The sequence below is a fragment of the Marivivens sp. JLT3646 genome (assembly GCF_001908835.1).
Lineage (GTDB): Bacteria > Pseudomonadota > Alphaproteobacteria > Rhodobacterales > Rhodobacteraceae > Marivivens > Marivivens geojensis.
The window spans coordinates 1,499,466-1,519,638 of sequence record NZ_CP018572.1; the positions used below are offsets into that span (position 1 = coordinate 1,499,466).

21 protein-coding genes are annotated in these 20,173 nt (G+C 58.8%); 10 read left to right on the forward strand and 11 right to left on the reverse strand.

The genetic code is table 11. The features are described from left to right. Positions 1 to 6 precede the first annotated feature (6 nt). A complete protein-coding gene (trpE, locus tag BSK21_RS07445; RefSeq protein ID WP_067545496.1) occupies positions 7 to 1,518 on the forward strand; it encodes an anthranilate synthase component I in 1,512 nt (503 codons plus the stop codon). A 44-nt stretch (positions 1,519 to 1,562) separates the two neighbouring features. Further along, positions 1,563 to 2,069, forward strand: coding sequence for a hypothetical protein (locus BSK21_RS07450; protein ID WP_067545499.1), 507 nt, complete (start codon positions 1,563 to 1,565; stop codon positions 2,067 to 2,069). A gap of 19 nt (positions 2,070 to 2,088) precedes the next feature. On the opposite strand, the gene rpiB is transcribed toward BSK21_RS07450, so the two are convergent. Further along, positions 2,089 to 2,520 (reverse strand): ribose 5-phosphate isomerase B, encoded by a 432-nt coding sequence (gene rpiB, locus BSK21_RS07455; RefSeq protein WP_074038990.1) that lies wholly within the window; start codon positions 2,518 to 2,520, stop codon positions 2,089 to 2,091. Positions 2,521 to 2,574: 54 nt separating this feature from the next. After that, entirely contained in the window at positions 2,575 to 3,978 is a 1,404-nt protein-coding gene (locus tag BSK21_RS07460) for a divergent polysaccharide deacetylase family protein (RefSeq protein WP_156529499.1), read from the reverse strand. A gap of 139 nt (positions 3,979 to 4,117) precedes the next feature. Between BSK21_RS07460 and BSK21_RS07465 the strand changes: the two genes are divergently transcribed. The 6 genes from BSK21_RS07465 (at position 4,118) to lexA (ending at position 8,947) form a co-directional block, all read left to right on the forward strand. After that, positions 4,118 to 4,705 carry an aminodeoxychorismate/anthranilate synthase component II gene (locus BSK21_RS07465; protein WP_067545504.1) on the forward strand — a complete coding sequence of 196 codons (588 nt, stop codon included), beginning with the start codon at positions 4,118 to 4,120 and terminating at the stop codon, positions 4,703 to 4,705. Next, a complete protein-coding gene (gene trpD / locus BSK21_RS07470) occupies positions 4,702 to 5,718 on the forward strand; it encodes an anthranilate phosphoribosyltransferase (RefSeq protein WP_067545507.1) in 1,017 nt (338 codons plus the stop codon). Before BSK21_RS07465 ends, trpD begins: the two co-directional genes overlap by 4 nt. A 3-nt stretch (positions 5,719 to 5,721) precedes the next feature. After that, entirely contained in the window at positions 5,722 to 6,528 is an 807-nt protein-coding gene (gene trpC, locus BSK21_RS07475; RefSeq protein ID WP_067545509.1) for an indole-3-glycerol phosphate synthase TrpC, read from the forward strand. Then, positions 6,528 to 7,001 (forward strand): cyclic pyranopterin monophosphate synthase MoaC, encoded by a 474-nt coding sequence (moaC, locus tag BSK21_RS07480; protein WP_067545512.1) that lies wholly within the window; start codon positions 6,528 to 6,530, stop codon positions 6,999 to 7,001. The genes trpC and moaC overlap by 1 nt, the downstream gene beginning before the upstream one ends. Then, positions 6,998 to 8,170, forward strand: a complete 1,173-nt coding sequence (gene glp / locus BSK21_RS07485; protein ID WP_067545513.1) for a gephyrin-like molybdotransferase Glp — start codon at positions 6,998 to 7,000, stop codon at positions 8,168 to 8,170. The genes moaC and glp overlap by 4 nt, the downstream gene beginning before the upstream one ends. Positions 8,171 to 8,254: 84 nt before the next feature. After that, positions 8,255 to 8,947: a transcriptional repressor LexA gene (lexA, locus tag BSK21_RS07490; protein ID WP_067545517.1), complete on the forward strand. Its 693-nt coding sequence runs from the start codon at positions 8,255 to 8,257 to the stop codon at positions 8,945 to 8,947. On the opposite strand, the gene BSK21_RS07495 is transcribed toward lexA, so the two are convergent. Next, a complete protein-coding gene (locus BSK21_RS07495) occupies positions 8,941 to 11,016 on the reverse strand; it encodes a ComEC/Rec2 family competence protein (RefSeq protein ID WP_082959353.1) in 2,076 nt (691 codons plus the stop codon). The genes lexA and BSK21_RS07495 overlap by 7 nt on opposite strands. Before the next feature lie 24 nt (positions 11,017 to 11,040). Between BSK21_RS07495 and gltX the strand changes: the two genes are divergently transcribed. Continuing rightward, positions 11,041 to 12,444: a glutamate--tRNA ligase gene (gltX, locus tag BSK21_RS07500; protein WP_067545522.1), complete on the forward strand. Its 1,404-nt coding sequence runs from the start codon at positions 11,041 to 11,043 to the stop codon at positions 12,442 to 12,444. 91 nt (positions 12,445 to 12,535) lie between these two features. Further along, positions 12,536 to 13,831 (forward strand): citrate synthase, encoded by a 1,296-nt coding sequence (locus tag BSK21_RS07505; RefSeq protein ID WP_067545526.1) that lies wholly within the window; start codon positions 12,536 to 12,538, stop codon positions 13,829 to 13,831. Between the two features lie 74 nt (positions 13,832 to 13,905). Here the strand turns inward: BSK21_RS07505 and BSK21_RS07510 are convergent, their stop codons facing one another. The 8 genes from BSK21_RS07510 to argC all read right to left on the reverse strand — a co-directional run bounded on the left by BSK21_RS07510 (position 13,906) and on the right by argC (position 20,138). Further along, positions 13,906 to 14,682 carry an enoyl-CoA hydratase-related protein gene (locus BSK21_RS07510; RefSeq protein WP_067545529.1) on the reverse strand — a complete coding sequence of 259 codons (777 nt, stop codon included), beginning with the start codon at positions 14,680 to 14,682 and terminating at the stop codon, positions 13,906 to 13,908. A 66-nt stretch (positions 14,683 to 14,748) separates the two neighbouring features. Then, positions 14,749 to 15,195: a cytochrome c-type biogenesis protein gene (locus BSK21_RS07515; protein ID WP_067545531.1), complete on the reverse strand. Its 447-nt coding sequence runs from the start codon at positions 15,193 to 15,195 to the stop codon at positions 14,749 to 14,751. Next, complete coding sequence (locus BSK21_RS07520; protein ID WP_067545534.1) at positions 15,192 to 17,171, reverse strand: heme lyase CcmF/NrfE family subunit; 1,980 nt, start codon at positions 17,169 to 17,171, stop codon at positions 15,192 to 15,194. The genes BSK21_RS07515 and BSK21_RS07520 overlap by 4 nt, the downstream gene beginning before the upstream one ends. An 86-nt stretch (positions 17,172 to 17,257) precedes the next feature. Continuing rightward, on the reverse strand, positions 17,258 to 17,467 hold the full coding sequence (locus tag BSK21_RS07525) for a pseudouridine synthase (protein ID WP_067545537.1): 210 nt from the start codon (positions 17,465 to 17,467) through the stop codon (positions 17,258 to 17,260). Beyond that, on the reverse strand, positions 17,457 to 17,999 hold the full coding sequence (locus BSK21_RS07530) for a holin family protein (protein WP_067545540.1): 543 nt from the start codon (positions 17,997 to 17,999) through the stop codon (positions 17,457 to 17,459). The genes BSK21_RS07525 and BSK21_RS07530 overlap by 11 nt, the downstream gene beginning before the upstream one ends. Further along, positions 17,990 to 18,601: a holin-associated N-acetylmuramidase gene (locus tag BSK21_RS07535; protein ID WP_067545543.1), complete on the reverse strand. Its 612-nt coding sequence runs from the start codon at positions 18,599 to 18,601 to the stop codon at positions 17,990 to 17,992. The genes BSK21_RS07530 and BSK21_RS07535 overlap by 10 nt, the downstream gene beginning before the upstream one ends. A gap of 44 nt (positions 18,602 to 18,645) precedes the next feature. After that, positions 18,646 to 19,104 carry a cytochrome c maturation protein CcmE gene (ccmE, locus tag BSK21_RS07540; RefSeq protein ID WP_067546560.1) on the reverse strand — a complete coding sequence of 153 codons (459 nt, stop codon included), beginning with the start codon at positions 19,102 to 19,104 and terminating at the stop codon, positions 18,646 to 18,648. Positions 19,105 to 19,109: 5 nt separating this feature from the next. Next, on the reverse strand, positions 19,110 to 20,138 hold the full coding sequence (argC, locus tag BSK21_RS07545; protein WP_067545546.1) for an N-acetyl-gamma-glutamyl-phosphate reductase: 1,029 nt from the start codon (positions 20,136 to 20,138) through the stop codon (positions 19,110 to 19,112). Positions 20,139 to 20,173 lie beyond the last annotated feature (35 nt).

A 20,173-nucleotide genomic window follows, 5' to 3' on the forward strand; every position in this document is an offset into this window, starting at 1 on the left:
CGCACCATGGCCCTCAGCCCCGATTTCGAGAGCTTCCAACGTGGCTATGACGCTGGTGAAAACCAGATCGTCTACACCCGTCTGGCCGCCGACCTCGATACGCCTGTGTCCCTCATGCTCAAACTCTCTGGCGCGGGCAAAGATGCCTTCATGCTCGAAAGTGTAACGGGTGGCGAAGTCCGCGGTCGCTACTCGATCGTTGGCATGAACCCTGATCTGATCTGGCGCTGTGACGGAACTACAGCCAGCGTGAACCGTGCGGCCCGCTACGATGACGATGCCTTTGTCGAAGAAGAAGCCGATCCGCTGACCTCGCTGCGCAACCTGATTGCGGAATCAAAGATCAATCTACCTGACGATCTACCCGGCGCTGCGGCTGGCCTCTTTGGCTACCTCGGCTACGATATGATCCGTTTGGTCGAACACCTGCCCGACGTGAACCCCGATCCCATCGGCTTGCCCGATGCGATGATGCTGCGCCCGTCGGTCGTGGCTGTCCTCGACGGGGTCAAAGGCGACGTGATCCTCGTGGCGCCTGCATGGGCGAACTCTGGCCTCTCGGCCAAGGCTGCCTTTGCCCAAGCCGCCGAACGCGTCAAAGAAGCCCAACGCGCCTTGGATCGCCCTGTCCCTGTCGACAGCCGCGAATTCCGTACCGCGCACGAGGCAGCGCCCGCAACGTCGAACTTTACCAAAGACGGCTATATGGCTGCGGTCGAAAAGGCCAAGGACTACATCCGCGCAGGCGACATTTTTCAGGTCGTGCCCGCCCAACGCTGGACCCAAGAGTTCCGCGAACCACCCTTTGCGCTCTATCGGTCGCTGCGCCGGACGAACCCCTCGCCGTTCATGTTCTTCTTTAACTTCGGCGGGTTTCAGGTCATCGGCGCGTCGCCCGAGATCCTCGTTCGTGTGTTCGGCAACGAAGTCACCATTCGCCCCATCGCAGGGACCCGCCCCCGTGGCGCCACCCCCGAAGAGGACAAGGCGAACGAACTCGACCTCTTGGCCGACAAAAAGGAACTGGCAGAGCATCTCATGCTCCTTGACCTTGGCCGCAACGATACGGGCAAAGTGTCCAAAATCGGCACCGTCCGCCCGACCGAACAGTTCATCATCGAACGCTATAGCCACGTGATGCACATCGTGTCGAACGTGGTCGGTGAACTGGCCGAGGACCAAGACGCGCTCTCTGCCTTCTTTGCGGGGATGCCTGCGGGCACCGTCTCTGGTGCGCCAAAGGTCCGCGCGATGGAGATCATCGACGAGCTGGAACCCGAAAAGCGCGGTGTCTATGGCGGCGGCTGCGGGTACTTCAGCGCGAACGGCGACATGGACATGTGCATCGCCCTACGGACTGCGGTCCTCAAGGACGAAAAACTCTATATCCAAGCAGGTGGCGGCGTCGTCTACGACAGCGACCCCCACGCCGAATACATGGAAACCGTCCACAAATCGAACGCCATCCGCAAAGCCGCCGAAGACGCCACGCGGTTCACGGGATCAGGCAATCGCTGAGAAAAAAGAACCCCGCGAAAGCGGGGGTTTTTGTTGGAGGACTGATGAGAAAAACGCTTAACGATGAGCACATTCTTCTGATTGGCCGTATTATTCTGGCTTGCTCAAAGCTCGAACATCGTGTGGCTGTCGCAATTGTTGTCCATGAGTTTGGCCTTGGAACGAAACCAAATGAAGGACTTCATAAAGAGCGGTATCGACAAATCGCGCGCAAACCATTCCGAAAGCGGTTAGAAATATTAGAGAAAATTTTGGCCGTTTTGGATATTGAAGTCGACGAAAAGGGCCAGATCATCGATGCACTAAATGGGGTTATTAAGTGGCGAGATGCACTAAGTCATGGCCTTTTCCAAATAACCGAAAAAAACGAAATTGAGTTAACATTCTGGGATCGAACGTCATTCCATGACGGTGTCGGACCAAAAACAAAGAATTTCCCTCAAATAGAGTTAGTACAACTCCTTGAAGTGATTATTTCATTGGGCCAATGGCTCGATTCTCAATTCAAACTACAAGATCACAAACAAATACTAGCAGAGGGGGCATTATAGCCCCCTGCGCTTTACTCTTTTACTCTTCGATCATGTCCACGCGGGTGGCGTGGCGGCCGCCTTCGAATTCGGCGTCGAGAAAGGCATCTACGATAGCCAGCGCCAAACCTTCGCCAACAACGCGCGCACCGATCGAGAGGATGTTGGCGTTGTTGTGCTGACGGATCATCGCAGCCGAAAATTGGTCAGAACAAACGCCACAACGGATACCTTTGACCTTATTGGCGGCCATCATGATGCCTTGGCCCGTGCCACACAGGATAATGCCCAGATCGCAATCGCCCGATGCCACACGCTCTGCCGCGGCTTTGCCGTGGACGGGGTAATGGGTGCTGACGTTCTCGGTCGGGCCGATGTCGACGGCCTCATAACCTTTGGCTGTGATATGGGCCGCGATGGCCTGACGCAGCTCGATTGCGGCGTGGTCGCTAGAGAGGACGATACGTGTCATGATGGTTCCGTTTGTAGTGGGTTTCGTCTGGGGGATAGCCCGAAGGCCCGCCCGTTAGTCTTTTAAAATCGCCGAAACAGGGGCCAAAGCGACCTGCCCTGCCCGATTGGCCGTCGACCACAGCGTCAGCGCGCTCAGCGTTTCGGCCCGCAGACGCGAGACAAGCACGACGCCGCTCGTTTGCCGCGCCTGAAACGCGGAACGGTCGATAAAGCGGCGAATGACGGCGGCGGTTTGGTTGTTGCTATCAAGGTCACGTTCGACCATGGCAACAGGCACATCAGCCCCCTCAGCCGCGCGAATGGCAGCGTTCAGACCGCTGGCGGCCGTGATGAACCCACGCCCATCGGCGGCAAGGCGGGCCATAACGGCCTCGGTCGCTTGACGGTTCGATTGCAGGCCTGCATCCCCCATATCGAGAACCATCGCGGCCTCTGGCATGGCGGCAAAGGTGGCCTCCATCACTTGGGCCGCATCAGGGGCGGTAGCATTGGCGGGCAAGGTCAGGATCGCCGCGACCTCATAACCCGCCTCGCGGTAGGCTGCCGTTTTCGATGCCGCATCAGGGTCAGACACAGCAATCGCGACAGTGACTGGGAATGGAACAGCCGATAACAGCAACGGCCCATTGGGCAATGCCCCATCATCGATCACCACAAACGACATGAGCGGTAAGTTATCAGGATTCGTAAAATAGGCCGAATAAACGAGGAGCGCGTTGACACTGGGCTCTGCTAGTGGGGCTTCGACTTCGATCGCAGGGCGGCGGATCACAACGGCACTGTCGCTGGATGGCATCACGCTCGCTGGTTCACCAGATAGACCGGGCACAGGGGCCGCATCGACGTTTGGCGCCTCGGGTTCGGGGGTCGGTTCGGGTTCTGGCTCGGGTTCCGTTACCTCGGGCTCAACCACCTCAGGCACCACCATCTCGGGCGCAACATCCGTCACAACGGGTGCGTCCTCGACTGGCGCTGGCTCTTCCTCTGGCACGACAATCACTTCAATCGCGGGCTGGGTGCTGACCACGATATCGGCCTCACCTGTTGGCATTTCAGGCTGGGCGACCATCGGGGTCGGCAAAACAGGCGCATCGGTCGTCGCCTCAACACCCGCGGATTGCTCGGCCTCTGGCACGGCCATATCGCCCGCAATATCAATCGGATCAGGACGATCAGCGGGTGTTGTATCCGCAATCGGAGGCGTGGGTTCAGTGACCTCAATCGCCGCACCCGGTGACATATCGGGCGCTTCGATCTGGATGCCGGTCGTCGCATCTACAGCCAAGGTCGGGCTTTCCACCTCGACCGCGACGGGCTCAATCTGCGCGGACTGAGTTTCCACCCCGACCGGAGGCGTCGATGGCACGGGCAATGGCGCCAACAGTGACACCACCGATAGCCCTGCACCCGCAACCAATGCGCCTACACCAACGCCTGAAAGTAATCCTTTTAACACCTATCTGCCCCCGTGACGCCCCAGTCCGGTAAATTCCCCTGCGGACCTTGACGGTCCCTCTCATACAGGATCATGTATGCGCCGACTATACCGCCACCTTTACGGTCGGCAAAACCCCTAAATGCTTGTTGGGCCTACCATGTTGCTCTTGATCGATAACTACGACAGCTTCACCTACAACCTAGTCCATTACTTGGGCGAATTGGGCGCGGATGTTGTCGTCAAACGCAATGACGCCCTCACCGTTCAGGACGCGATGGGCATGAACCCCGAAGCAATCCTGTTGTCCCCTGGCCCCTGCGATCCGGCTCAGGCGGGGATCTGCCTTGCACTGACAACGGCGGCGGCTGAAACAAAGACACCGCTCATGGGTGTTTGCCTCGGTCACCAAACCATAGGCGAAGCCTTTGGCGGCAACGTCGTGCGCTGCCACGAAATCGTGCACGGTAAAATGGGCACAATGCACCATAATAATAAGGGCGTTTTCGCGGACCTGCCGAACCCGTTCGAAGCGACGCGCTATCATTCGCTCGTCGTGGAACGCGAAACCCTGCCCGATTGCCTAGAGGTCACATCATGGCTTGAGGATGGCACCATCATGGGTCTGCAACACCGTGAACTGCCGATCCAAGGCGTGCAATTCCACCCTGAAAGCATCGCATCCGAACACGGGCATAAACTGCTTCAGAACTTCCTCGATATCGCAAAGATGAAGGTGACCGCATGAGCGACGCAATGAAGCCGCTGATCTACGCAGCCTCCGAAGGTCCGCTGTCTAAATCCCAAGCGCGTCAGGCGTTCGACATTCTCTTCAACGGCGATGCCACCCCCGCGCAAATCGCGGGTCTGTTGATGGCAATGCGGGCGCGTGGTGAATCAGTCGCGGAATATGCGGCAGCGGCGGCGTCGATGCGGTCGAAATGCATTCCCGTCAAAGCCCCCGAAGGCGCAATGGACATCGTCGGCACAGGGGGCGATGGCCTCGGCACGCTGAACATCTCGACCGCGACCGCATTCGTTGTCGCTGGCGCAGGTCAGCCCGTGGCGAAACACGGCAACCGCAATGTATCGTCCAAATCGGGCGCTGCGGATGCACTGGGGCAACTTGGCATTAATGTCATGGTTGGGTCAGAGATTGTTGAGCGCGGCCTTCAAGAGGCAAACATCGCCTTTATGATGGCCCCGATGCACCACCCCGCGATGAAACACGTGATGCCCGTCCGTCAGGAACTCGGCTGTAAAACGATCTTTAACATCCTCGGCCCTCTTACCAACCCTGCAGGTGTGAAACGTCAGCTTACGGGCGCCTTTGCCCCTGACCTGATTTTCCCGATGGCTGAAACGCTGCAAGAGCTCGGGTCCGAAAAAGCATGGCTGGTCCACGGTCACGACGGCATGGACGAAATCTCGATCACGGGCGCGACCTCTGTTGCCGTTCTCGAAAATGATGAGGTCACGGGCCGCGAAATTCACCCAGAGGACGCAGGCCTGCCAGTCCATAGGCTCGCCGAGATCCTCGGCGGCACGCCCGAAGAAAACGCCAAGGCGCTCTTGGCCCTGATGGAGGGCGCTGAAGGTGCCTACCGTGATGCGGTTCTGTTGAACGCTGCCGCCGCGCTGGTCGTTGCGGATCGCGCGACCTCCCTCACCGAAGGTGTTGAAATCGCAAAAGAAAGCATCGCATCGGGCCGCGCCATGGCCGCGATCAAGATGCTATCCAAAGTTACCCAAGAGGCCTGATCCATGCACGTCTTAGATAAAATCAAGGCCTACAAGCTCGAACACATCGAGGCCTGCAAACAGGCCACCCCGCTCTCTGTGATCGAGGAACGCGCCCGCAACGCTTCGCCCACCCGTGGCTTTGCTGACCGTCTGCTTGACGCGGCCCGCACGGGCTATGGCCTGATTGCAGAGGTGAAAAAAGCCAGCCCGTCCAAAGGCCTGATCCGCGCCGATTTCAACCCGCCCGCATTGGCCCAAGCTTACGAGGCTGGCGGCGCGACCTGTCTGTCGGTCCTAACCGACGGCCCCTCGTTCCAAGGTGCGGATGAATACCTCGTGGCCGCACGCGAGGCGACAAACCTGCCCGCACTCCGCAAGGACTTCATGTATGACACCTATCAGGTGGCAGAGGCCCGCGCCTTGAATGCCGACTGTATCCTGATCATCCTCGCTTCTGTTTCTGACGCACAAGCCCAAGAGCTAGAGGATGCAGCGTTTCACTGGGGTATGGATGTCCTCCTCGAAGTGCACGATGCCGAAGAACTCGAACGGGCGAGCCGTTTGAAATCGCCGCTCATGGGGATCAACAACCGCAACCTCAAAACCTTTGAGACAACGCTCGACACCACCCGCACCCTTGCGCGCATGGTGCCAGAGGATCGCACCATCGTCTGCGAAAGCGGCCTCTTCACCCCTGCCGACCTCGCCGATATGGCCCGCTATGGGGCGCGGACCTTCCTCATTGGCGAAAGCCTGATGCGTCAGGACAACGTCGAAGAGGCCACCCGCACCCTCCTCGCCAATCCGCTCCGTTCGGGGGGGATGTGATGTCTGGCCTCACCCATTTCGACGACAGCGGTAAGGCGCATATGGTCGATGTCTCGGACAAGGCCGTAACATCCCGCATCGCCGTGGCCGAAGGTTACATCACCATGTCCCCCGAAACCCTCGCCCTCGTGGTTGAGGGACGTGCCGAAAAAGGTGATGTTCTGGGGATCGCTCGCCTTGCTGGGATCATGGGCGCGAAAAAGACATCCGATCTGATCCCGCTCTGCCACCCCCTGCCCATCACCAAAGTCGCCGTCGACCTCACCCCCGACGCTGACCTCCCCGGTATCCGCATTTCCGCCACGGTCAAAACAACGGGCCAAACCGGCGTCGAAATGGAAGCCCTCACCGCCGTTTCCACCGCCGCCCTCACAGTCCACGACATGGTGAAAGCTATCCAAAAAGACATGGTTATCGGCGGCATCAAAGTCACCCTAAAAGACGGCGGCAAATCAGGGCGTTATGAGGCATGATCTCTGTCGCTGAGGCACAATCGCTTTGTCTGGCTCTCGCAACTCCGATGGCGACCGAAGAGGTGGCTTTGGCGGATGCGAACGGGCGGGTGATGGTGGTGCCTGCGGCGACGACGCGGGCGCAACCTCCGTTTCGGTCGGCGGCGATGGATGGCTATGCCGTGCGGGACGCCGAAGTTCGGATCGGCGCGAGCTTTACCGTTGTGGGTGAATCCGCTGCGGGCCACGGCTGGAACCAGACATTAGAGGCGGGTCAGGCCGTTCGGATTTTCACAGGCGCCCCTGTGCCAGAGGGTGCTGACCATGTGGTGATCCAAGAGGACATCCTCCGCGACGGTGACACGATCACGATCCAGCCGAACCTTGGCGACGGACCGAATATCCGTCCACTGGGCGTGGATTTCGCGGCGGATTTCACGCTTTCCGCACCGCGCCGTCTGAAATCGGCTGATCTCGCGCTTTTGGCGGCGATGAACGTGCCGACGGTGTCGGTGTCGCGAAAACCGCGCGTGGCCTTCCTCGCCACTGGGGACGAATTGGTGATGCCGGGTCAGACGCCAACGGACGACCAAATTATCGCGTCAAACGTCTATGCGCTCAAGGCGATGGTCGAGGATGCAGGCGGCGAAGGCATCATCCTCCCCATCGCGCCCGACACCGAGGACGGATTGCGCGCCGCGATGACCGATCTGTTCCAATACGATGTGGCAGTGACCATCGGCGGGGCGTCGGTCGGCGATTATGATCTGGTGGGCAAGATCGGCGGTGAACTCGGCCTCAATCGCTCCTTCTACAAAATCGCCATGCGCCCAGGTAAGCCACTGATCGCAGGTGATTTTCAGGGGCGCCCCTACCTCGGCCTACCTGGGAACCCTGTTTCTGCCATCGTTTGTGGGATCATGTTCCTGATCCCCTTGGTTCGCAAATTACAGGGCCTGACCGATGTTCTGCCAGAGACCACCCCTGTCCGCCTTGCCGCAGGCCTCGGCAAAAACGGACCGCGCGAACACTACGAACGCGGCACGTTGAAAAACGGCGCAGTCACGGCGGCGCGATCCCAAGACAGCTCTCTTTTGTCGATCCTCGTGCAGTCCAACTGCCTGATCGTGCGCCCGCCCAATGATCCCCCCCGCACGGCAGGAGAGATGGTCGAGGTCATCGCCCTCTGACAGGTTCCCGTTGACACAAAACGAGAACACATGTAGAACAATGGCAAAACCTATGCGAACATTCGCTGCCATTGGGGACGAGCCATGCTGACAAAGAAACAGCTCCAACTACTCGAATTCATTCACACTCGCGTTCAAAAAGAGGGCGTTCCACCGTCTTTTGACGAGATGAAAGAGGAACTTGGCCTTCGGTCAAAATCCGGCATTCACCGCCTGATCACAGGGCTAGAGGAACGCGGCTATATCACCCGCCTTGCCCACCGTGCCCGTGCGCTCGAAATCACCCGTCTGCCGGATGCGCTGGCAAAGAAATCGGGTGGCTTCCAACCACGCGTGATTGAGGGCGACCGCCCCGATAGCATCCCGCCTGCCGCCAAATCGGTGGAAAGCGTTGGCGCGCTCGAACTGCCTGTCATGGGCCGTATCGCTGCTGGTGTGCCGATTGCTGCCATTCAGGAAATTTCCCACAACGTTGCCGTCCCGCAGAGCATGATTGGCCAAGGCGAACATTACGCGCTCGAGGTAAAGGGTGACTCGATGATCGACGCGGGCATCAATGACGGTGACATCGTGATTATCCGCGAAACCAAGACCGCATCGAACGGTGATATCGTGGTGGCGCTCGTCGAAGACGCCGAAGCCACGCTGAAAAAGTTCCGCCGTCAGAATGGGATGATCGCGCTAGAGGCTGCCAACCCAGCCTATGAAACTCGTATCCTGCACGATCATCAGGTTAAGGTTCAGGGTCGTCTGGTCGGTTTGATCCGCACCTACTGACGCCCACCACCAGAATTCCAAAGCCGCTCGCCAGTCACCTGTCGGGCGGTTTTTAGTTGCCCATCAGGCATAATCGCCACCGATCCGCTGTGCTGGAGCCTCTGTAAATCGAAGACCTCGCAGGGGCGATCCACCTGATCACGTTGGTTCGTCACAACAATATCAGCCCCATCGCATCCTTCTAACTGGTCGAGCGCGGTTTTGCCGCGCACCAACAGAACGTCCCACCCCGCGACCTCGGTCCGATAGGTCCGCCCAACCACATTGAATCCTCCTCGCGCAGCCGAGACCTCTTGGCTTACTCCATCACCATCGCCGCGCAACCATGCCTCAGCCGCAAAACTATCGCCTGTTCCGCGCGAAAGGCTCCGCCCGTTGTCCGTCATCACGCCCAGCAATCCGCCCGTGTCCGAGACGAGCAAGGCAGGTCGTTCGCCCCCCGACCACAGCGCCAAACCGATCACCACTGGCACGATCCCACCCCACCGCCAATGTCCTTGCCAAAGCGCCACGAAGATCGCCCCGAACGCCAACAAAGGCAAAACAAGGGGCGGCGAACTGACCACATAGCCCACCGCATCAGGCCACCCTGCCACCGTTGCGGACACCCAGAGGATCCAGCCGATCCCCTGCTCCATCAGCCACAACCCGATCCAGTCGAGCCCCAACGGCGTCAGAACGACTGTCAGCACTACCGCAGGCATGACGACGATCCCCATCACGGGCACCGCCATGAAGTTCGCAATCAACCCGTAGTGCGAAAGTTGATTAAAATGCGCGGCTGAGAACGGCGCCGTTGCCAGCCCCGCCACCAAAGACGACAAAAACACCGCACCGACACCGCGCAAGGCCCGAGGCAGAAGATACCCGCGCCCGCGCATGGCGCTGAAGACTGCGACCAGCGCGGTTGTCGCAGCAAAGGACATCTGGAAACCGGGGCCTGCGATTTCCTCTGGACGGGTCAGGATGACGATCGTCGCGGCAAACGCCACCGCCCGCAACGTCACGGCCCGACGGTCGAGCAAGACCGCCACGAACATCACCGCGATCATGATGAACGCCCGCTCTGTCGCGACCGCTCGCCCAGACAGCAGCAGATAAAACGCCCCAACGCAGAGCGCGGCAACGGCTGCAATTTTCTTTACGGGAAGACGCAAAGCCACAGCGGGCCAAAAAGCCGCCCCCATGCGGATCGCGGCAAAAACCACTCCCGTCAGCAGCCCCATATGCAGCCCCGAAATGGCCAACAAATGCGCGAGGTTCGTGGCCCGCAGTCCTTCGACGACCTCCGCATCAATGGACGACCTGTCGCCCGTGAGGATCGCCGCCGCAAAGGCCCCGCTATCGCCCGTGAGCCGAGACCGGATATGATCGCCGACCCTCATTCGCAGCACGTCAATAGCTAGCCCGCTCGGGTCATCATCCAGCGCCAAAACGGGCGTCCGCGTGTAGCCGACCGCGCCCAACTGATCGAACCACGCCGAGAGACGGAAATCGAATCCCCCCGGCTCGACCGGACCAGAAGGCGGCGAGAGGTGCCCCGTGAGGATCACAACCAGCCCCGGCACGGGATCAATCCACCCCTGATGACCATGCAGCGACACCCTGATACGGGCGGGCGTTCGGTCTGGCGCAAGGTTTTCCAACACAACATGATCGAGCGTCAAGCGTACGGCATCGGACTGCGATCGGTCGATTTGCACAATCCGCCCTTCAATCGGACCGTAGTAGCGGAACCCCAATTGCGGGGCAGCGACCGCATTCGCCCGAACGCCTGCGATCAGAAAGCCAAACAAAATCAGGGCTATACCGACCCACACGACCTGTGCGCCACGCCAGACCACAGCTAAAACACCCGACAAGCCGATCCCGCCACAGACAATCGCCCAGTGAGCCAAGCTCGGTTCAGACCTTGCCGCGAAATATCCCGCGACGCCCACGCCCAGACCGACGGGCACCCAGTTAACGGAATGTCCACGCTGTAACGCGAGGTTTGCCCTCATCCATCCCATCACGCGCACTTGTCCTGCCCCCGTCCGGCCTATATCCCCTTCACTTGAGCCGACCATGGTTAGCGAAAGGTTAAATTGCCCATGTCCCAAACGCCCGTCGTCACCCGCATCGCGCCGTCTCCGACCGGATACATGCACATCGGAACCGCCCGCACTGCGCTGTTCAGCTGGCTCTATGCCCGTGGACGGGGTGGGAAATTCCTGCTGCGGATCGAAGACACCGACCGTGAACGCTCCACGCCCGAAGCGACCGAGGCGATCCTCAAGGGGATGGAGTGGCTGGGCCTTGATTACGACGGTGACGCGATCAGCCAGTTTGAACGCGCGGACCGCCATGCTGAGGTTGCGCATGAAATGCTGGCTTCTGGTCACGCTTATAAATGCTTCGCGACCCAAGACGAAATTCAGGCCTTCCGCGACGCGGCCAAGGCCGAGGGCAAATCGACCCTCTATCGCAGCCCATGGCGTGATGCTGATCCATCCACCCACCCTGATACGCCTTATGTGATCCGTGTAAAGGCTCCGCTTGAGGGCACCACTGTGATCCACGATCAGGTCCAAGGCGACGTGACGATCCGCAACGACCAACTCGACGATATGATCGTGCTTCGCTCGGACGGCACCCCGACCTATATGCTCGCCGTTGTGGTCGATGACCACGATATGGGTGTGACCCATGTGATCCGTGGCGACGACCACCTCAACAACGCGGCCCGCCAGATGCTGGTCTACACCGCAATGGGCTGGCCGCTTCCCGTTTACGCGCACATCCCGCTGATCTTTGGCCCAGATGGTAAGAAACTGTCGAAACGCCACGGCGCAACGGGCGTCGATGAATATCAGACCATGGGTTACCCTGCCGCTGGCATGCGCAACTACCTCGCACGTCTGGGGTGGAGCCACGGCGACGACGAATTCTTTACCGACGCTCAGGCGATGGAATGGTTCGATTTCAATGGAATCGGCAAATCCCCGTCACGGTTCGACTTCAAGAAACTCGAGAACCTCTGCGGTCAGCACATTGCTAACGCTAACGATGCCGCACTGCTGCATGAACTCGAGGCATTTTTGGCCTCCACAGGGGCAAACCCACTGACAGACGACCAACGCGACGCAATGACGCGAGGTATGTACTGCCTCAAAGAACGGGCAAAGACTTTCCCAGAACTACTTGAAAAAGCACACTTTATCATGGCATCGCGCCCTCTGGATATGGATGAAAAAGCGGAAAAGGCTCTCGATCCTGTATCCCGTGGTATACTGTCAGAATTGACGCCGCAGTTGCAAAATGCTAGCTGGGATCGAGACACGCTGGAGGGGATAGTCGCAGCAGTCGCAGAAGCAAACGACACGAAGCTGGGCAAACTTGCCGCGCCGCTTCGGTCGGCTCTCGCAGGCCGCGCAGTAACCCCTAGTGTTTTTGATATGATGCTTGTCCTGGGGCGGGACGAAACAGTTGCACGTCTGAAAGATGTGACCGCCTAACACGACGTTTACATAACGTCGTTATATACTGGGATTACGACCAACGTCTCGGCGCGACACGCGCGCCGAGCTCCTAAACAGGGGAAAGAGAATGGCCGAGAACACTAGAAACGCCACACTGACAATCGACGGGACCTCTTATGAGTTGCCGATCCTGTCGCCAACCCAAGGTCCGGACGTCATCGACATCCGCAAACTCTACGGTCAGGCCGGCGTGTTCACCTACGACCCAGGCTTCACATCGACCGCGTCGTGCGACTCCACCATCACCTATATCGACGGTGACAAAGGTGAACTGCAGCACCGCGGCTACTCGATCGAGGATCTGGCCGAGAACTCGCACTACCTCGAAGTGTGCTACCTCCTGCTCTACGGTAACCTGCCGTCCAAAGAAGAACTGGAAAAGTTCGAAACCACAATCACCCGTCACACGATGATCCACGAACAGATGCACATGTTCTTCCGTGGCTTCCGTCGTGACAGCCACCCGATGGCGACCATGGTGGGCGTTGTTGGCGCGATGTCTGCGTTCTACCACGACTCGACCGACGTGAACGACGAACGTCAGCGTGAAATCGCGTCTCATCGTCTGATTGCGAAAATGCCGACCATCGCTGCAATGGCGTATAAATATTCGATCGGCCAGCCGTTCGTATATCCGCGCAACGACCTCGACTATGCGGCAAACTTCATCCACATGTGCTTCTCTGTGCCTGCGGAAGAATACAAGGTTGACCCGATCCTTGCTCGCGCAATGGACCGTATCTTTACCCTGCACGCTGACCACGAACAGAACGCATCGACCTCGACCGTGCGTCTGGCGTCGTCCTCGGGCGCAAACCCGTTCGCATGTATCGCCGCAGGCATCGCATGTCTCTGGGGTCCGGCACACGGCGGCGCAAACCAAGCCTGTCTCGAAATGCTCAAGGAAATCGGCACCGTTGACCGCATTCCTGAGTTCATCGCACGCGCAAAAGACAAGAACGATCCGTTCCGTCTGATGGGCTTTGGTCACCGCGTTTACAAAAACATGGACCCACGCGCGACCGTTATGAAACAGTCCGCAGACGAAGTTCTGGAACTCCTCGGCGTTGAAAACAACCCGCTCCTGCAGGTTGCCAAAGAACTGGAACACATCGCACTGAACGACCCGTACTTCATCGAGAAGAAACTGTTCCCGAACGTCGACTTCTACTCGGGCATCATCCTCGAAGCGATGGGCTTCCCGACCTCGATGTTCACACCGATCTTTGCGCTCTCGCGCACCGTTGGTTGGATTTCTCAGTGGAAAGAACAGCTGGGCGATCCGCAGATGAAAATTGGCCGTCCGCGCCAGTTGTTCCTCGGCGAAACGCTTCGCAAATACGTTCCAGCCGAAGAACGCTAAAAACACAAAAGGCCACCCGATTGGGTGGCCTTTTTCTATGACGATCGGGCCGCCGAACGACGGCCCGTTTTTCGTTAACGCCCTTCGAATTTCGCGGGTCGTTTTTCGAGGAAGGCCACGACACCCTCACGGAAATCGCGGGTCTTACCACATTTCCCCTGCAGACGCGCCTCAACATCCAACTGTTCCGCCAGCGTGTTCGACTGGCTTGCGCGCAGCGCTTCTTTCAGGTGACGGTAGGTCTCGGTCGGACCGCTGGCAAGGTGCGCCGCACGCGCACGCCAATGCGCCTCAAACCCCTCCGCAGGCACCGCCTCATAGATCATGCCCCAGTCAGAGGCCTGCTGCGCGGTGATCTTATCCGCGAACATCGCCATGCCCATTGCCTTGGCCATACCGACCTGACGCGGCAGCAACCATGTGCCGCCCGCATCGGGGATCAAGGCAATCTTTGAAAACGCCTGCATGAAATATGCGTTGTCAGCCGCGATCACCACGTCAGCCCCTAGCGCAAGGTTCGCCCCTGCCCCAACAGCACCGCCATTTACCGCAGCGATCACAGGCACAGGGCAATCATACATCGCGTTCAGCATCGGCACATATTCGTCGCGCAGCACCCGCGCGAGATCGAGGTTCGCCGCATTGCCACCGTCGCCCAAATCCTGACCCGAACAGAACGCAGCCCCCGCGCCGGTCAGCACGATCACCCGCGCACGGGTTTCAGCATCCTTGATCGAATGGGTAACCTCTGCACGCATCTGCGCGTTCAGGGCGTTCATTTTGTCAGGGCGGTTCAGGGTGATCACCGCGATATTATCGGTGATGTCCAGCGTGATGGCGGAATAATCCATGAGGGCTCCTCTGTGTCTCGGGCAGAGACTAGCAATGCCCGAGATGCAGAAAAGCAAAACCGTGCGTCACGACTTCATTATTTCCTCAAGACGCGCTTTTTCTGCGTCCGTCAGAGCATCGGAAGATGCCGTTCCCTTGCGCCGCACCGTGGCAAAGCCAGCACCAAGCGCGAGCAACAGCATCCCAAGGGGGGCCACCCATAGGATCATGTTAAACCCATCTTTCGTGGGTTCGAGCAGCACATATTCACCGTAGCGGGCCACGATGAAATCCACGACTTCTTCGTTCGTGTCGCCCTCAATCAAACGATCCCGCACCAAAAGCCGCAGTTCGCGGCTGATGGCAGAGTTGGAATCGTCGATGTTTTCGTTCTGGCACACAGGGCAACGCAGCCCCTTTGAAATGTCGCGCGCACGTGTCTCCAGCGCCTGATCGTCGAGCACCTCATCAGGTTGCACCGCCACCACAGGCGTCGAGAGCGTCAGCAGAGCTGCAAGCAAAAGCCGTTTCATTCTGCCGCCACCATATTCGCTTTCGCCTTCGATTTCGCACCACCTGCAGCCACGCGCAAACGACGATCGGATAGCGAAATCGCACCGCCCAAGGCCATCAGCAACGACCCTGCCCAAATCCAGTTGGCAAAGGGTTTGATGTAGGTGCGCACCGCCCAGCCACCGTCGTCCTGCGGATCACCGATGACGACATAGATGTCCTCAAACACGCCGTTGCGAATACCCGCTTCGGTCGTCGGCATCGCCGCGACTTGGTAGAACCGTTTTTCTGGATGAAGGGTGGTCAGGAACTCTCCGTTTTCTTTGACGGTAAAGGTTCCCATTTGACTCAGGAAGTTCGGCCCCTCAACACGGTCCACCGCGTCCAAGGTCAGCTCCCATTTGTCGATGGTAAAAGATTCACCAATGGCGAGCGTGCGGATGTCTTCTTGCTCCCACGCCATGAGCGTCGCGATTGCGAACATGGTGATACCAAGGCCAGAGTGCGCCGTGAACTTGCCCCAATCGGCACGTGGCAGATTGCGGATACGGCGCAGACGGTCGGACACAGACGCCTGCCCTGCCCGCTGCCACAGGTCCATCATCGCACCGAACACGACCCACGCGCCCAAAATCACGCCAATCGGCCCCATCGCGGAATTGCCCGTCTGCATCGCAAAGGCCAAACCACCCAAGGCCACGGCGAGGATCAAAACCGCCCACATCGGCTTCATCGCTTTGGCGACCGATCCGCGTTTCCACGCGAGAACCGCACCCGGCGGCAGGATCACGGCAAGCGCGACAAAGAACGGCGTGAAGGCCGCGTTAAAGAACGGTGCACCGACCGATAGCGTCCGCCCCGTCGTCATTTCAGCCACCAGCGGCCAGAGCGTGCCCACAAAGACCACGAACGCCGACACCGCGAGGAGGATATTGTTCATCACCAGCGCGCTTTCACGGCTAACGAGAGAGAACACGCCCTTTGCCTCTAGGCTACCCGCGCGGAATGAAAACAGGGTCAGCGCCCCACCGACAAAGACAAACAGAATGCCGAGGATAAACACCCCACGCTCTGGATCGTTGGCAAAAGCGTGGACCGAGGTAATGACGCCAGACCGCACAAGGAACGTTCCCAAGAGCGAAAAGCCGAACGCAAGGATCGCCAGAAGGATCGTCCAGCTTTTCAGGCTTTCACGTTTCTCGGTCACGATGGCCGAATGCAACAGCGCAGCGGCCAGAAGCCACGGCATAAAGGATGCGTTTTCAACAGGGTCCCAGAACCAGAACCCGCCCCAGCCCAGTTCGTAGTAAGCCCACCACGACCCAAGGCCGATCCCGATGGTCAGGAAAATCCACGCGGCCAGCGTCCACGGACGCACCCAACGCGCCCATGCGGCGTCGACGCGACCTTCGATCAGAGCGGCCACCGCAAACGAAAACGCCATCGAGAGGCCCACATAGCCGAGGTAGAGGAACGGCGGGTGGAACGCCAAACCGGGGTCCTGAAGCAGCGGGTTGAGGTCTTGACCGTTGAAGGGGGGCACCTGAAGCCGCAGAAACGGGTTCGAGGTGAAAATGATAAAGGCATAGAACGCGACCGAAATCGTCGACTGAACCGCCAGCACCCGCGCCTTGAGAGTGTCGGGAAGGTTGCCGCCAAACCAGCTCGCACAGGCGCCGAATAGGGTCAGGATCAACAGCCACAAAAGCATCGACCCCTCGTGGTTCCCCCAAACGCCCGACACTTTGTACAGCATCGGTTTGTCGCTGTGAGAGTTCATCGTGACCAGTTTCAGCGAAAAGTCAGAGGTGACAAACGCATAGGTCAGGGCCGCAAAACTAAAGCCTACAAGGATCAGTTGCGAGGTGGCCGCGGGGTCCGCGACCGCCATCCAGTTACGCCAGCCCTTTTGGGCGCCGATCATAGGGATCACCATCTGGATGATAGCGATGCCAAAGCCCAGAATCAGGGCAAAGTGTCCGAGTTCAGTAATCATGCGATCTTTCTAACGTATTCGGGCGATCATCCCAATCACAACGGGGCGATTGGGCGTGGTTTCTTCTGGTTCACCTTGACGCAGGGCTAAACCGACAAGGCCATTCCCCCTGCGACTACATAGGCCACCATCGCCATAATCAACCCGCCCATCACCAGACGGATCAGCCATTTCAGCATGTCCTCAATGGCATGGAGGCGAGAGTCCACCGTTGTACGGACCACTTCATCCACGGCGTTTGACGTCTCCAACCGTGCGATCCGCTGGTCCACAAGCTGCGCCCACTCATCGGTCATGATCTGCCCTCCAGTCCTCTAACGCGGGGTTCGGCTCTGCCGCAGGAACCGAAAACGTGGCCCCCGCGCCGAGTGCTTCGATCGCCTTGACCCGCGAGGTCACAACGGCGGCTTGGGCGGCGGTATCGGCCACAGACTGCTGGAAATCCTGCGCTTTGGCCTGATGGCGAGCGCCGAAATAGAAAGACACAATCGCGCCCATCAACCACCAGAGCGGCTCTGGCACCAACGCGATCCCCTGCATCCGACCCGCAAACCAGATCGGATCGACCATCGCCATTACGAACAGCCCCAGCGTTCCGAATGCCAACAAGGGACGGGGCAGACGGTTGAGTCCGTCTATCACCCGATCAAACAGTCCCTTGCGGTCCCCCCTGAACTCTGCGGCGAACTGGTCGCGCGCCTGAGCCTTGGCCGAGGCATCGCGCACCGCGCCTGCCTCTGTGTTTTCTGCAAATATTCCAACGGTTTCCGCGACAATATTGCGACCACTTCCGAACAGAGCGTCCATGATGCGTGCGATTACCCCCATGCCGACACCCGCGCCTTATGCGCCTCATCCGAGAGGTGATAACGAGGGCTGACAAAGGCTTCGGCGCGGAGGATCCAGCCGCCTTTGCCACCATCCCGACGGGTTGCGAATTTGCGCAGCGACGGGCGACCGTCGGCCAAAGCGTAGTAATAGTTGCGCCGCGCGATCCCATAGGCATCGACGATATGATCAGGTGCGGCATCATACCCGCGATGTGTAGCCGAAATCGTCTGCGGCCCCAAAACCCCGTCAATCGCAACGGCTATCCGCATATCGCACAACAGTCGCTGGAGGATGCGCACCGCCCCCGCGCCCGCGTTCACGTACATATCGAACACGCTCGCCTGTAGCGGTTCTGGCAATTCGCCGATCCGTGGCTGGTTAAAATAATGTTCGACGAAGATATCGACGGCGTCCGTTTCGCGCAGTGCCCGCACATCGCGGTCGTCAATGCGCCCGTCCCCAGTCACATCACGCCGCAAGCGTTGCAGCGTGGCAAGGGTAACACCGTGTTTCGTGGGACCACCGGGGTCGGCGGGATCGTTTACATAGCCACCCTCACGGGCGACGATACCTTTGGCAATCTCTTGGACAGTCTGCATGGCTCGGCCTCTTTTTGATTGAGGCCAAGCATGACAGACAAAGGTTAACTCTCGCCTGCAGCAGCGTTCGGATCAACGTAGAGACCCGAATCCTTGAGGCTGTCGAGAACTTCTTTCGGCATGTAATCCTCGTCGTGTTTGGCAAGGATTTCAGAGGCTTCAAAGGTGCCGTTCACGTATTTACCCGTGCCGATCATCCCCTGATTTTCACCAAAGAGATCAGGCAGGATGCCCGTATAGGTTACCGGAATAACCTCTGCACCGTCCGTTACGTTAAAGGTGATTGTCTCGCTCTCACCACGGACCAATGACCCCTCTTCGACCAGTCCACCGAGGCGGAACACTTCGTTAGCGGGGGGCGGTGCCGCGATCACATCGGTCGGATCGCGGTAGAAGTTGATACCATCGCGGAACCCATATCCGATCAGACCGGCCGAGAGCGCAAGCGCAACAAAGGCCAGAACGATAATCTGGATACGACGTTTCTTTTTCAGGCTTTTCAAACCACTCATGGGAATACCGGTGCCAATAGCAGGCCTTCGGTTTCAGGCAGCCCCAGCATGAGGTTTGCGTTCTGCACAGCCTGACCCGACGACCCTTTGTTCAGGTTATCGAGCGTAGAGACAACCATCGCCCGTCCGGACTTGCGGTCGCCTACCACACCAATATGACAATAGTTCGAACCCGTCACATTGCCCATCGACGGAGCCGCGCCAAAAGGAAGCACCACGATGAACGGCTCATCTTTGTACTGTTCCACCAGCGCCGCATGGATCGCTTGAGCATCGCCGCGCACATAGCAGGACGCGAGGATACCACGGTTCACGGGCACCAGATGCGGGGTAAACATGATTTCTACAGGGCGACCGGCTAACAGGCTGAATTCTTGATCGAATTCGCCCAAGTGACGGTGTTTTCCGCCTTGGCTATAGCCCATCACATCGGTCGACCGCTCTGCAAAGAGCATGTTCTCTTTGAGGCTCCGACCCGCGCCAGATATACCGTTTTTCAGGTCGCAGATGATGTCATCGAGGTCGATCAACCCGCCCGAAATCAACGGGCGCAGCGCAAATTGCACCGTCGCCGCGTTACAGCCTGTACCCGCCACAAGACGCGCATTTTTAATGTCGTCGCGATAGAACTCGGTCAGACCGTAGACGGCTTCTTTCTGAAGGTCGGTCGCCACATGCGGCGCGCCATACCATTTTTCATAGGCCGCTGGATCACGCAGACGGAAATCTGCGCCAAGGTCCACGACCTTAACGTTTTTCGGCAGATCACGGACGAGCGCTTGGCTGAGCCCATGAGGCAGAGCGGCAAACGCGAGGTCGATCTGATCAAAGTCGATCTCATCAATCGTGCAGAGCGTCGGTAAGTCCAGATGGCGCAGGTGCGGGAACACGTCCGACATCTGCATGCCTGCCTTACGATCCGCAGAGAGCGCAGCAATCCGTAGGTTCGGGTGCGTTGCGATGATCCGCACGAGTTCGGCGCCTGTGTAGCCAGAAGCGCCAAGAATAGCGACGTTATAAGTCATAGGGGTCTCCCGTTTGAGGAGTGAGATAGGTAAGG

Bases quoted from the DNA above. Each gene is read 5' to 3' on its own strand.
- trpE (WP_067545496.1), top strand. From the start codon at position 7: ATGGCCCTCAGCCCCGATTTCGAGAGCTTCCAACGTGGCTATGACGCT.
- BSK21_RS07450 (WP_067545499.1), top strand. From the start codon at position 1,563: ATGAGAAAAACGCTTAACGATGAGCACATTCTTCTGATTGGCCGTATT.
- rpiB (WP_074038990.1), bottom strand. From the start codon at position 2,520: ATGACACGTATCGTCCTCTCTAGCGACCACGCCGCAATCGAGCTGCGT.
- BSK21_RS07465 (WP_067545504.1), top strand. From the start codon at position 4,118: ATGTTGCTCTTGATCGATAACTACGACAGCTTCACCTACAACCTAGTC.
- trpD (WP_067545507.1), top strand. From the start codon at position 4,702: ATGAGCGACGCAATGAAGCCGCTGATCTACGCAGCCTCCGAAGGTCCG.
- trpC (WP_067545509.1), top strand. From the start codon at position 5,722: ATGCACGTCTTAGATAAAATCAAGGCCTACAAGCTCGAACACATCGAG.
- moaC (WP_067545512.1), top strand. From the start codon at position 6,528: ATGTCTGGCCTCACCCATTTCGACGACAGCGGTAAGGCGCATATGGTC.
- glp (WP_067545513.1), top strand. From the start codon at position 6,998: ATGATCTCTGTCGCTGAGGCACAATCGCTTTGTCTGGCTCTCGCAACT.
- lexA (WP_067545517.1), top strand. From the start codon at position 8,255: ATGCTGACAAAGAAACAGCTCCAACTACTCGAATTCATTCACACTCGC.
- BSK21_RS07495 (WP_082959353.1), bottom strand. From the start codon at position 11,016: ATGGTCGGCTCAAGTGAAGGGGATATAGGCCGGACGGGGGCAGGACAA.
- gltX (WP_067545522.1), top strand. From the start codon at position 11,041: ATGTCCCAAACGCCCGTCGTCACCCGCATCGCGCCGTCTCCGACCGGA.
- BSK21_RS07505 (WP_067545526.1), top strand. From the start codon at position 12,536: ATGGCCGAGAACACTAGAAACGCCACACTGACAATCGACGGGACCTCT.
- BSK21_RS07510 (WP_067545529.1), bottom strand. From the start codon at position 14,682: ATGGATTATTCCGCCATCACGCTGGACATCACCGATAATATCGCGGTG.
- BSK21_RS07515 (WP_067545531.1), bottom strand. From the start codon at position 15,195: ATGAAACGGCTTTTGCTTGCAGCTCTGCTGACGCTCTCGACGCCTGTG.
- BSK21_RS07520 (WP_067545534.1), bottom strand. From the start codon at position 17,171: ATGATTACTGAACTCGGACACTTTGCCCTGATTCTGGGCTTTGGCATC.
- BSK21_RS07525 (WP_067545537.1), bottom strand. From the start codon at position 17,467: ATGACCGATGAGTGGGCGCAGCTTGTGGACCAGCGGATCGCACGGTTG.
- BSK21_RS07530 (WP_067545540.1), bottom strand. From the start codon at position 17,999: ATGGGGGTAATCGCACGCATCATGGACGCTCTGTTCGGAAGTGGTCGC.
- BSK21_RS07535 (WP_067545543.1), bottom strand. From the start codon at position 18,601: ATGCAGACTGTCCAAGAGATTGCCAAAGGTATCGTCGCCCGTGAGGGT.
- argC (WP_067545546.1), bottom strand. From the start codon at position 20,138: ATGACTTATAACGTCGCTATTCTTGGCGCTTCTGGCTACACAGGCGCC.